The sequence below is a fragment of the Streptomyces sp. NPDC017991 genome, from assembly GCF_044328075.1.
Classification (GTDB): Bacteria; Actinomycetota; Actinomycetes; order Streptomycetales; family Streptomycetaceae; genus Streptomyces.
In genome coordinates, this window is the sequence record NZ_JBIRGP010000014.1 from 133,037 (window position 1) to 144,939 (window position 11,903).

At 68.1% G+C, this 11,903-nt stretch carries 11 protein-coding genes; 4 read left to right on the forward strand and 7 right to left on the reverse strand.

From position 1 onward, the window contains the following. Positions 1-18: 18 nt before the first annotated feature. From ACH4DZ_RS34575 to ACH4DZ_RS34585, 3 genes are all read right to left on the reverse strand, one after another. Positions 19-633: a DUF305 domain-containing protein gene (locus tag ACH4DZ_RS34575; protein WP_398291923.1), complete on the reverse strand. Its 615-nt coding sequence runs from the start codon at positions 631-633 to the stop codon at positions 19-21. Continuing rightward, a complete protein-coding gene (locus ACH4DZ_RS34580) occupies positions 609-1,943 on the reverse strand; it encodes a DUF1996 domain-containing protein (RefSeq protein WP_398291925.1) in 1,335 nt (444 codons plus the stop codon). Before ACH4DZ_RS34580 ends, ACH4DZ_RS34575 begins: the two co-directional genes overlap by 25 nt. A 257-nt stretch (positions 1,944-2,200) precedes the next feature. After that, positions 2,201-3,916 (reverse strand): discoidin domain-containing protein, encoded by a 1,716-nt coding sequence (locus ACH4DZ_RS34585; RefSeq protein WP_398291926.1) that lies wholly within the window; start codon positions 3,914-3,916, stop codon positions 2,201-2,203. A 340-nt stretch (positions 3,917-4,256) separates the two neighbouring features. Here ACH4DZ_RS34585 and ACH4DZ_RS34590 point away from each other — a divergent pair, with 340 nt between their 5' ends. Further along, positions 4,257-5,249, forward strand: coding sequence for a LacI family DNA-binding transcriptional regulator (locus ACH4DZ_RS34590; protein ID WP_398291928.1), 993 nt, complete (start codon positions 4,257-4,259; stop codon positions 5,247-5,249). 194 nt (positions 5,250-5,443) lie between these two features. On the opposite strand, the gene ACH4DZ_RS34595 is transcribed toward ACH4DZ_RS34590, so the two are convergent. Then, positions 5,444-5,797 (reverse strand): hypothetical protein, encoded by a 354-nt coding sequence (locus ACH4DZ_RS34595; RefSeq protein WP_398291930.1) that lies wholly within the window; start codon positions 5,795-5,797, stop codon positions 5,444-5,446. Between the two features lie 309 nt (positions 5,798-6,106). Between ACH4DZ_RS34595 and ACH4DZ_RS34600 the strand changes: the two genes are divergently transcribed. Beyond that, positions 6,107-7,024: an endo-beta-N-acetylglucosaminidase H gene (locus tag ACH4DZ_RS34600; protein WP_398291932.1), complete on the forward strand. Its 918-nt coding sequence runs from the start codon at positions 6,107-6,109 to the stop codon at positions 7,022-7,024. A 91-nt stretch (positions 7,025-7,115) separates the two neighbouring features. Here the strand turns inward: ACH4DZ_RS34600 and ACH4DZ_RS34605 are convergent, their stop codons facing one another. From ACH4DZ_RS34605 to ACH4DZ_RS34615, 3 genes are all read right to left on the reverse strand, one after another. Then, positions 7,116-8,252: a PQQ-dependent sugar dehydrogenase gene (locus ACH4DZ_RS34605; RefSeq protein WP_398291934.1), complete on the reverse strand. Its 1,137-nt coding sequence runs from the start codon at positions 8,250-8,252 to the stop codon at positions 7,116-7,118. Positions 8,253-8,458: 206 nt separating this feature from the next. After that, positions 8,459-8,674, reverse strand: coding sequence for a hypothetical protein (locus tag ACH4DZ_RS34610; RefSeq protein WP_398291936.1), 216 nt, complete (start codon positions 8,672-8,674; stop codon positions 8,459-8,461). Positions 8,675-9,230: 556 nt separating this feature from the next. After that, positions 9,231-9,689, reverse strand: coding sequence for a peptidoglycan-binding protein (locus tag ACH4DZ_RS34615; protein ID WP_398291938.1), 459 nt, complete (start codon positions 9,687-9,689; stop codon positions 9,231-9,233). A gap of 469 nt (positions 9,690-10,158) precedes the next feature. Here ACH4DZ_RS34615 and ACH4DZ_RS34620 point away from each other — a divergent pair, with 469 nt between their 5' ends. Both ACH4DZ_RS34620 and ACH4DZ_RS34625 read left to right on the forward strand, forming a co-directional pair. Next, the gene (locus tag ACH4DZ_RS34620) at positions 10,159-10,956 is read left to right on the forward strand and encodes a helix-turn-helix domain-containing protein (RefSeq protein ID WP_398291940.1); all 798 of its coding nucleotides are present in this window, start codon (positions 10,159-10,161) and stop codon (positions 10,954-10,956) included. Positions 10,957-10,970: 14 nt separating this feature from the next. Continuing rightward, the gene (locus ACH4DZ_RS34625) at positions 10,971-11,873 is read left to right on the forward strand and encodes a helix-turn-helix domain-containing protein (RefSeq protein WP_398291942.1); all 903 of its coding nucleotides are present in this window, start codon (positions 10,971-10,973) and stop codon (positions 11,871-11,873) included. Positions 11,874-11,903: the final 30 nt, after the last annotated feature.

Here is an 11,903-nt window from a genome sequence, read left to right on the forward strand (position 1 = left end):
GAGCGGAACGCACCCGGCTCACCTGGTGGCCCGGCCACCGGGCGTCGCAGGCCGCGCTGCTCGCAGTTTGTCGAGCCCAGCCATCTGATGGGACGTACTCCTCGCAATGGCCGCGGCCAGTCCCGTCGCCTCACCGGCCCGGCCTTGGTTCTGCTCGCCGGCACACAGCACCCGGGACTGGGTGAAATGGGCGCGCAGCGCGTCGGTGAGGATCCGGTCGAACGGCCGGCCCTTCATGGCGGCCGCCTGGTCGAGGGTGTCGAGGCTGACCATGCCCGGCATGTTGTGCCCCTCGTGGGGGCGCGTGTCCGGTGCACCTGACAGCCTCAGTGCGGCGCGCAGACGGCGCAGGTCCGTACGCAGTGTCGAGCCGGTCTTCGCCGCCAGCGTGGCCACGGCCGGGTCCGCCGAACGGGAGGGCGCCAGGTCGGTCAGCTGCCGGGCACGCTCGGCCATGGGGATCATCAGCAGGATCCAGGCGGTGTCGGTCGCGTTGAAGGCCGAGGTCCGCGACGCGGCGGCTCCCGGCGACGTACCGCTGGTCGCCGGCTGCACGGTGCAGCCGACAACCAGCAGCGCCACAGCCGCGGCGCACACCGACCACAGGGTCAGAACGTGCCGGCGGAGTTGCACTTGGCCTTCTGGGTGATGCAGTCCTTCACACGGTGTCCGAGAGCGGCGTTGTCCCAGGCGTTGAAGAAGTCTCCGTGGATGGAGGACGCCATGCCCGAGGCCAGCCGGAAGCCCGCGCTGCTGCCGCTGGTCGGGTAGCTGACGACGAAGGAGAGGTTGGGGATGGCGACGGGGTAGGCGCCACTGCACTTGCCGTCGTAGGTGAACGCCACGTGCGACTTGTGGTTGGGGCTGTCGAGGTTCTTGCCGTCCCAGCAGTCGGGGAAGACGAGCTGGTGGGTGAGGTGGGCCTTCGGGGCGCAGACCGGCCAGTTGCCGTCGGCGCTGCGGCCGGTCTCACCGCCCTCGCCTGAGCACCAGTACTGACCGGTCGATCCCGCCGGGGTGGGCGTCTGCGTCTTGGCGTCACCTGCGATCATGCGGAATCCCTCCGGGAAGGGCACGGTCGCCGAGGGGTCGGTGAGCCGGGAACCGTAGTAGACGATCATGCCCTCGGCTTCGACGGCCCTGTCACCTTCGTAGAGGCTGGGGATCCAGTACGCCGAGAGGTCGTCGGCAGGGGTGCAGCTGGTAGGCCTGTTGGCCAGCAGCGACTGGGGCGTGGAGAACGCGTCGGTGCTCTTGTTGCCGAAGAAGCTGTGCATGTGGGACGCACCGGGAAGGCCCGGCAGGACGATGGGGTCGTCCGGCTTGGAGTGACTGTAGGTGCAGGTGGCGTTGAACTCCGGAACCCTGACCACGCCGCCGGGCACCGCGGCCGGCGTCATCGCACGGAACTGACTCAGCTGGGCGTTCCACTTGGCCTGGTCGACGGGGACCCAGCCGGGCTCCGCGCCACCGCCCTCACCGACGAAGGAGAACCAGTTGATGTTCACGAAGTCGGCGGACCCCGTGCCGCGCAGTACGGCGAACACCGTCTGCGAACCGGTGGGGTGGCTGGAGACCTCGGTCTCCCGGGTCGCCCAGTTCTGCCAACCGCCGGTCGGGGAGACCGAGATGACCGCGAGCAGCGGTCCGGTGAGGCTGCCGGTACGCAGCTCGACCGTGCCCGAGCCGACGGCGGAAGCGATCCGGGCCGACACCGTCAGCCGCCCGGCCGTACCGAGGTCGACGTTGTCGAACCGCATCCAGTCGCTGTCGGCGAGGAACGCGGCGTTCTGCCCGCCTCCCATGTCCGCGGTCGCCTCCAGCGCGACGCCCGACTGGGCCGCGTAGGACTCGGCCTGAACGGTGACCGTCGCGGCCTGCGCCCGCTGGGTCGAGACGGTCAGGCTCAGGGCGGCGGCCAGTGCGACCACCAGGGCGTTCACCAAGAGTGTGTACAGAGGGACGCGATATCTGCGCATTCCACTTCCTCACGAACATCGGGGGTGAAGGGATGGGGCGAGGGGGTTGGGCGACGGGGCTGCTTCCTGCCGGAGAGCCGCTCCATCCCGAGGGGACGGGGCGGAGCGGCCCTGGAACTTCGCGAACGAACGCCGGGTGGCCGGGACTCGGCCTTCGGCTCGGTCTTCGGCTCGGTCTTCGTTTCGCGCTTGGTCTCGCCCTGCGGCTCGGGAACCGAGGGCTACTGATAGACCCGTACGAAGTCGACGAGCATCTTGGAGGGGAAGGGAGTGCCGGCGTCCGTCGGGCCCGGCCAGTCACCGCCGACCGCGAGGTTGAGGATCATGTAGTGCGGGTGGTCGAAGATCCACGGACCGCGTGTCTGCTCCACCTGGTCCTTGGCGAGGGTGAAGACGGTCCGGCCGTCCAGGCTGTAGGTGATGCCCTTGCTGTTCCAGTCGGCGGCCCAGGTGTGGAAGTCGTCGGAGAAGTCGGCGTTCCCGGGCAGGGTGTACGGCGAACCGATTCCGCCTCCGCCGTTGTAGGCGGGTGCGTGGACGGTCGAGTAGGCGGTCTTCACGTCCTTGCCGAGGACCTCCACGATGTCGATCTCGCCGTTGTACGGCCACGGCCGGCCCGTCAGGAAGTCGGCGCCCATCATCCAGAACGCGGGCCACAGGCCGTTGCCCTTGGGCACCTTGATGCGTGCTTCGACGCGCCCGTAGGTGAACTGGAACGTCGCGCCGGTGTTCATCCGCGCCGAGGTGTACTGGCAGGTGGTGCTGCCGCTCAACGGGTCACGTGGGCAGGACGATCCGGCGGTGACCTCCTTGCGGGCCTCCATCACCAGGTGTCCCGACCCGTCCAGTGAGGCGTTGCGGTCGGTGTAGTACTCCAGCTCGTTGTTCGGCCCGGTGCCCGGGTCGGCCCGCCACTTCGAGGCGTCGGGCCTGCCGCCCGCGGTGCCGTCGAAGTCGTCGCTCCACACCAGCCGCGGCGGGTTCGCGGGGTCGCTCGGCAGGGGCGGGGGCGTGATCGGGTCCCCACCGGTGCCGTACACCTGGAACTCCCACAGCGAGTAGCCGTAGGGGGTGGCGCGTTCCGTGCCGTACATGCGCACGTAGCGGCCGGAGCCGGAGACGGTCAGTGTCTGCTTGAAGCCCGTGCCGGACGTCGTCGAGTAGATCGGCGTCCAGTCGGTGCCGTTCGGTGAGACCTGGATCTGGAAGGACTTGGCGTAGGCGGGATCCCATTGCAGGACGACCTTGTCGATCTGTGCCGTCGCGCCGAGGTCGATGGAGATCCAGCCCGGATCGGTCCATCCGGTGGTGGAGTTGGTGGCCCAGCGGGAGGCGGGATCACGGTCGAACGCCCTGGCCGGTGTGCACTCCCAGCAGTTCCCGTCGCTCTGGGAGGAGGAGGCCGCGCCCGGCCTGCCGTAGGAGAGCAGTCTGCCGGGGTCGCCGCCGGAACCACCGGCGGTTCCGTACACCTGGAACTCCCACAGCGAGTAGCCGTAGGCGGTGGCACGTTGCGTTCCGTACATGCGGACATAGCGGCCGGTGCCGGAGACGGTCAGGTTCTGGGTGCCGCCCGTGCCCGTGGCCGTCTGGTGGACGGTGGTCCATCTCTGCGCGTCGCCCGACACCTCGATTCGGAACGCCGTGCCGTACGCGGCTTCCCAGTTGAGGACGACCCGGCTGATCCCGGCACTTGCCCCGAGGTCGATCTGGATCCACTGCGGATCGGCGAAGGCGCTGGACCATCGGGTCCCGGGGTCTCCGTCGACGGCGCTCCGAGCGTTGAAGTCCCCCTCGGTACTTGAGGCGGTGGCGGTCTTTCCCTGCGAGAGCAGGATCTCCGCGGCCTGTGCGGAAGGCGCGGGAAGAGCGATGAAAGTGAGTAATGAGGCCGCGAGTGTCAGAAATAGGGCGAAGCGACGCAGCAGCTTGTGCATGGGCGACTCCTCAAGTGGGGGCGAGGTGAGGGAGCGCTCCCTGAAGGGGAGAATGGAGGGGCGCGGGAAGGCTGTCAAGAGCTGTTTCACCTCGGAAAAACAACGGTGTAACGCAAACGACTTCTACAGGGAGCGGTCCCCCACGACCTCCGCGGCGCACTGTCGGCCGGAGGGCGACTCGGGGGGCGGCTCGGGGGGCGAAGAACTCCTGGGCATGCTCAGGACGCCCCGGCCTGCGGATACGCTGCTCACAACGTCATGACGCTGAGCCGGAGGTCGCCCTGATGAGAAAACCCGCCCCGCGCACGACCCCGGGCGGCGGCACAGGGGACGGACAGGTATGAAACGCCCCACTCTGGAAGTGGTCGCCGCCCGGGCGGGCGTGTCCAAATCGAGCGTCTCCCGCGTCATCAACGGCGAGACGACGGTCGCCCCGGAGATCCGGGACGTCGTCATGCGCGCGGTGCACGAACTGGGTTACGTGCCCAACGGGGCGGCCCGCAACCTCGTCACCCGCCGCACGGACACCCTCGCCGTGGTGGTCTCCGACCCGCCGCAGGGAGTCGTCTCCGACGACCCCCTCTTCTCCGCTGTGGTCCGCGCCGTCAGCAGGGAGCTGGAGAAGGCGGGCAAACGACTCGTGCTCATGCTCGCGGAATCGGACCAGAGCCGGACCCGAGTGGTGCAGTACATCGCCGGCGGGCACGTGGACGGCGTGCTCCTGGTCGCCCTGCACGGTACGGATTCCCTGCCGGCCGCGCTCGCCCGGCAGGGTTTGCCCGTCGTGTCCTTCAACCGCACCTCCGCACAGGACGTCCCGTACGTGGCGCTGGACAACGCCGGCGGGGCGGCACTGGCCGTACGTCACCTTCTGGAGCGCGGCCGACGCCGGATCGCCACCATCACCGGCCCGCTCGAACTCTACGAGGCGCGTGAGCGCCTTGCCGGCTACCGGCAGACGTTGCGAGACACCGGCCGACGCTCGATCGTGGCACTGGGCGACTTCACGAGAGTCTCCGGCGCCGAGGCCATGCGCCAGCTCCTGGAGGACGATCCCGGCCTCGACGCGGTGTTCGCGTCCAACGACCTGATGGCGATCGGAGCCCTGCGCACCCTCCAGAAGGCGGGCCGGCGCGTTCCCGAGGACGTGGCGGTGATCGGCTTCGACGACATCGAGGCCGCGTCCTACACGAGCCCCGCGCTCACCTCGGTACGCAGCCCGATGGCGGACCAGGCGACGGCGGCCGTCCACCTGCTCCTCAGCCTGATAGACGGTGGCCCCACAGACCCGGTGATCATGCCGAACGAACTCGTGGTACGCGAATCGACATGATCGCGCGACTGATGTCCCGTCAGCACGGCCACGAGGTCCTACGGACCTTGCCGGTCCCATTCCGCGAGGTCACTCCGCGAAGTAAGTCAAAGGGCATTGGCGCAGCGACGACCTCGTGACTGCGGTCGATCCGACCGAATGCCAGGCCATGTTTTCTACAGCACGGCCGACTTGAGCAGAACCCGGTCCGCCGGTCAGTAGCCGGGCGGAATCCGGTCCTGCGGCCCATCAGTCCCCTCTGATACGCGGTCCTCCAGCTGCGCGTGCTCGGCCACGGCCGCGTCGGTCGAGTCGGAGATCAGCTCCGCGAGGCGCAGGGTGCACTCCCACTCCGTCAGCTTGCCTTTGATCACCACCAGGTAGGTCTCCTGGTCGGCGAAGCGATACACGCGACGCCGCTTCTCGACGATACTTTTGCTCGGCAGATACGTGTGGAGAGCTGCACGCAGCGCTTCCAGTGCCTGGTCCTTCGTCTCCAGCCCACGACAGATGAATTCGGTCCTGTACACGTCGCTGTAGTACTGCGCGATCACGACCCAGTTACTCATGCTCGCCCTCCCTCTCGGCGCCGTTGCCGGTGAGCCACCAGCACTCTGTTGAATCCCACGCTTGAGCGTCGGCTCGATGGTGTGCCGCGCGGGCTCGCCTCCAGGTGGTGGCACCGAGCAGGTACGGGCACGCTCGATCAGGACGCGGACCAAGACAAAACCGTCAACCAGCCTACAGATCAAGTGAGTTGCAGTGTGACGTGAGTGGAAGTTGGGAAGCATTGGCGCACGGCTGTCGGGACTCGGAGGGACTGCTCGGCACGTTCGGGCAGGCCGGGCGCCGACCATGCGATGGGAGACCGGTCAACGATGCTCACACGTGTAAGAAGCAGGATGCAGGCGACCGTGGTCGCCCTCTCGACCGTCGCGGCTCTCGCTCTCGGCACGACGGTCACGACCCACGCCACAGCCGCCCCGACACTCGCGAAGGCGGGACCGACCTCGGTGGCGTATGTCGAGGTCAACAACAACAGTATGCTGAACGTCGGCAAATACACTCTCGCCAACAGCAGCGACACTGTCTTCGACGTTGCGGTGATTTTCGCGGCCAACATCAACTACAACACAGGCACGAAGACGGCACAGTTGTATTTCAACGAGAATGTGCAGCGCGTCCTCGACAACGCCGCCACACAGATCCGGCCGCTGCAACAAAAGGGCATCAAGGTCGTCCTGTCGGTGCTGGGAAATCACCAGGGGGCAGGCTTCGCCAACTTCCCGTCGCAGGAAACGGCGTCAGCGTTCGCCAAACAACTGTCGAACACCGTGACCAGATACGGTCTCGACGGCATCGACTTCGACGACGAATACGCCGAGTACGGCAACAACGGCACCGGGCAGCCCAACGCCGGCTCGTTCGTACATCTGGTGACCGCGCTCCGTGCGAACATGCCGGACAAGATCATCAGCCTCTACAACATCGGGCCGTCCGCATCCCGTCTGTCCTTCGGCGGCGTCAACATCTCGTCCAAGTTCGACTATGCCTGGAACCCGTATTACGGAACCTGGCAGGTCCCCGGCATCGGACTGCCCAAGTCGAAACTGTCGCCGGCAGCCGTCGAGATCGGCAGGACATCGCAGAGCACGGTCGCCGACCTCGCTCGCCGCACCGTGAGCGACGGATACGGAGTCTTCCTGACGTACAACCTCAACGGCACCGACCGCAGCGCGGACATCTCCGCGTTCACGAGGGAGCTGTACGGCACCGCCGCCGTCCACACGCCGTAGAACGCATGCGTGTGTCAGCCGACGCGTTCTGGCGGCGCGTGCTGGGGGGCGCGGGATCGAGGTGCCCCCGCGAGCCCCCATCCGGTGGCCGTTACGCGGGGTCGAGGCGGAAGACGCTGCCGCCGCTGGCGAGCACATACAGTTCGCGGTCGCCGCCCTGGACGAACGACACCACTTCACCGGCGTTGACTCCGAGGTCGCTCACGCCGGTGACCTCGCCGTTCTCCATCTGGAGCGTGCGGATGGTTCCGTCGCAGTAGTCACTGAAGACGTACTGACCCTTGAGGTCCGGGATCTCATTGCCTCGATAGACGTATCCGCCGGTCACCGAGCAGCCCAGGCCGTTGCGGTCGTACTCGTGGACCGGCGGCACGTGGTTCTCGGGCTCCGTGCCGCCCCGGAAGGGGTGGTTGCCCTCCATCTGGGACCATCCGTAGTTTTCGCCGCCCTCGCTGTCGGCCGGGGCCCAGTCGATCTCCTCCCAGGCGCTCTGACCGACGTCACCGATCAGCAGATCGCCCGTGCCCTCGTCGAAGGAGAACCGCCACGGGTTGCGCAAGCCGTAGGCCCAGATCTCGTCCTTCGCGTTCGGATCGTCCACGAAGGGGTTGTCCGGCGGAATCGCGTACGGCTCGCCACCGTTCGGGTCGATCCGCAGCAGCTTGCCGAGCAGCGTGTCGAGGTTCTGCCCGTTTCCGTGGGGGTCGCCGCCTGAGCCGCCGTCACCGAGCGCGATGTAGAGGTACCCGTCGGGGCCGAAGGTGATGTCGCCGCCGTTGTGGTTCGCATAGGGCTGCGTCTGGGTGAGGACCGTACGCCGGGTATCCGGCTGGATCCTGCCCTCCTGAAGAACGAACTCGTCCACCGTGCTGGTGCCTTCGAGGTTCGTGAACGAGATGTAGAAGTGCGCGAACTCCTTGTCGAAGGCGATGCCCAGCAAGCCGCGTTCGCCATCGGTCGTGGTCTCGTCGGACACGTCGAGGACGGGCTGGCCGAGACCCTGGTCGTCCAGGACCCGTACAGTGCCCGCACGTTCGGCTATCCAGACCGTGCCGTCGGGACCGGCAGCGCCGGCGGTCGGACTCTGGGCCGTGGCCAGTGCGGTGAGCACGACCGGCGCTGCCTGACCTGGAGATACGGATTCATCGGCGGACGCTGTGGTCAGTACGAGGGAAGCGAGGAGGCAGAGGGTGCCGATGACCGCCGAGCTTCTGGTGCGAACTTTCACCGTGATCCTCCTGGAGGCGGCGAATCGGTAGGTCACGCAGTTGCTGGGGCGGAGTGCGGTGGGTGTCACCCGCGCCGGCACGCAACCTTGGTGGGGGGATGGTGTCCTACTGTCCACTCATGAGGATACTGGGATTGCCGTGGCTGGTGGAGGCGAAAACTGCCTACCTTCGTCCTCGGCCTGTTCAGGGGCCAGTTGTGTCCGGGTCACGGACTGCCGGTGCGGGAAACGCCCTGTGCCAGCTGTTCCAGGGCGTCGAGGATGCCCTGGCCGAATGCCGTGGGGGCGACCAGGATGCCGAAGACGAGCACGATGACCACGGTCAGCTTCTCGTCGTTACGGCTGCGGGCCTGCGTACGCCGTCGCAGCCGCAGGACGATGATGAGCGCCAACAGCACCGCTACGTTGATCGTCAGTAGCATCGGGCAGCCCTCCCCGGTCAGGCGCGAGCTCCTTCAGGTGTAGTGCGAACCTGCCGGGTCTGTCGGCACACACGCGATGAAATGGCTCCAAAGCACCCCTCGACGACCGGATCCCATGCCACGTGCAAGTCCGCGGAGCACATGCTCGGGTGGCAGGCTGGCAGAGGCAGGTTCAGGTGGTCGGGCAGCGGTCCAGCGCCCGGATGGCACGCGTAGGGCACGGCCCGCGTCACGGGCGCGCCGAACAGCGCCGCATCGGGAGCAACCGGCCGAAGACAGCTCACCCTTGGGCGGACGCGCCCGGATCCTTGGCGGGACCGGTCGACGAGCTCTCCCCCGCCCTCGCCGTCCGCAACTCCGACGCCGCAGTGCCCTCGTAACCCTCGGAATCGGCCAAGAACTGTGCCCTGGGCGCCAGGCCCATCGATCAGCAGCTGGGTGAGACACGCGGGGTACGCACGCGGTGAGAACCCGGGGACCACCCGTTGTGCGGCCGCGTAAGGCCCGGTACCGAGAGATCGGTACCGGGCCCGATGCGCTGCGATGTTTCGGTCGCTCAGCAGAACGCCCTGCTGTCGGCCGCGAAGCGCTTGAACGCGGCCTGGGTCCCAGATCCGGCGATTCCGTCGATCGGGCCGGTGTAACCCTGGTGTGCCTTCAGGCTGCGTTGCAGCCCCGACACCGTGCCGCTTCCGACGATGCCGTCGATCGCGCCGGTATAGCCCCAGTGCGCCTTGAGGTTGCGCTGCATCGCCTTCCAGCTGTTGGTTCCGAGCTGTCCGTCGATGGCGCCGGTGTAGGACCAGAAGTCCTTGAGCCAGCACTGGACGTACCCGGCCTCCGTGGTGTTCAGGCCGAGGTTGACCACCGCCAGCGGGGCGGCCTCCTGGGAGATCGCCGCGGACTTCACGGTCGGAGCGGAAGCCGCGAAGCCGGCGCCCGCGGTGGCCAGGCCGCCTGCGGCGATTCCGAGAGCCGCGGTGACGCTGACAAGGGTCCTCGCCAAAACGCGCATGTGTTTCCCTTCTGATCGTGGGGCGACACCCGTCGGGGCTGACGTGCCACGTACCGGCCGCTGCCCCCTGACGCCTCGTCCTCTCCCCCGGGGAGGACGAGGCGCCGTCTGTGGGGCGTGCGGCGCTGTGGATCGTCGTGGCGGACCGCCGGTCCTGCTGTGGTGCCGCTCCGCTTCTCGGTGTGAGGTGGAGCGGCGCGGGGTGGACCGCGCCGCCCGTTGTGCACCACAGACATTGCGCGCCAACTCGCCTTCCGCACCAGTGCGGTTGGGCGACTTGGGCGCGCTTGGGATGTCCCGGCCGCCGGCCTGCGAGGACTCCGGAGGAGGCGCGGCTTCAGTGGGACGCCGGGACGGGCAGAAACGGCTGAAACGGTTCGGTCGCTCCGCCGGTCCCTGTCACGGGAGGGAACTGGAACGGGAAAGTACGACATCTTTCTGTGCGGGACTTCAAGACGTGGGGTGGAACATGTCTCGATGGAAGAAGCTGCCCGACTTACTCGACCCGCAAGTCCGGCAGTTCGTCGTACAACTGCGAAGACTCAAGGATCACAGCGGCCTAGGGCTGGCGACGCTGGCCGACAGAACGGCGTACAGCCGCTCCTCCTGGGATCGCTATCTCAACGGAAAGGCGCTGCCGCCGATCGAGGCGGTCGAGGCCCTGGCCCGGGTCTGCGACACCGACCCGGTACGGCTCGTCGCCCAGTGGGAGGTGGCCGCGGAGGCATGGGGCACGGCACCGGAGGCCGGGCTCCTGCCCGGACCGGGCCCTGAGCGGGAGTCAGGGCCGGACAAGGTCGTCGACGGTCACCGCGCCACGCGAGTGCCATGGCTGGCGGTGGTGCTGTCCAGCGCGACCACGGCCCTGGTGATTCTGGCTGTGCTCGCATTCGTGGCGCCGTGGGAGGGCGACGACGGGGAAAAGGGCGGGGGTGACAAGCCGTATACCGGCGAATCCCACCCGAAACTGGGGGAGTTCGTCTATCAGCCGGGCAAGGACTACCGCTGCAGGGTGAAGCGCGACGACGACGGCCTCCTTTACGCCGGCTACAGCCGTACGCGGACGGAGCTCATTCAGCAATCGTCCACCCGGTGGTCGGTGGTGGAGGCGCAGTGTCTCCTCACATACCACCGTCAGTCGCTCGGTGCGGCCGACGGAATCTTCGGCAACGCGACCGAACGCGCGGTGAAGCGTGCCCAGGAGAAGGGGAAGGTCGCGGTCGACGGAAAGATCGGGCCGGACACCTGGGGGGTGCTGCGGAAGTGAACCAGGAGAGGGAGGTGAGGGGAACGCGCCCGGACGGCGTGGGAGGGGCGGTGAGCCGGGTGGTGCGGCCGGCACAGTGCGAGCGGCTCGCCCGTACCTTGCGTGAGTTACGGTCCGCAACAGGGCTGAGCCTGGCCGCGCTGGCGGCAAAGACCCCGTACAGCAAGTCGTCCTGGGAGCGCTATCTCAACGGCAAGGCGCTGCCGCCCCGGCAAGCCGTCGAGCAGCTGTGCCGTCTCGCGGGCGAGCGCCAGGATCGGCCGCTCGCCCTGTGGGAGCTGGCCGAGTCCGCTTGGAGCGGGCGGGCCGGGACGGGGGCCGGGGTCGGGGCAGGGAGTGGGGCGGTCCTACGGAGCCCGGCAGTCGCGGCCGACGAAGCGCCGAATCACCCAGACCCCCAGACCCGGCGCCACCGCTCTGTGCGCCACGTCGCCGGAGCGCTCGTCTGTGGCGCGGCCGTTGCCGCCGGAGTGTTCATGGCGACGTGGGACTTCGGCAGCGGTAGCAGCGATGCGAGGGGCAGCGGTTCGCCGAGCGGTTCCGCACCCGGACCGAGCTGTTTCGGTGACGCGTGCACCGGCAGGAACGCGGAGTCGACCAGCTGCTCGAATGCCGCGCACCCACCGGGCACCCTGGCCGAGCGGCGCTTCGATGGCGGCACGGTGGTCAAAGTGCGCCACTCCGTGAGGTGCGGGACGGTATGGGCCCGTATCGACCGTGGCCGCGAGGGGGACCGTATCGAGATCACCGCGCCGGGGATCGAACCCCAACAGAGCGAGGTCCGGGACCATTTCGACGAGGAGGGCTCCCTTTCGACGCCGATGGCGGCGGCGAACTCCCGCGCCGTCCCCAAGGTCGAGGGCTGCCTCGTGCGCGGCGGCGAGCGCGACTGCTTCCTGGTGGCACCCGAGGACTGAGCCGACAGCGATCCAAAGGCACCTGTGTAG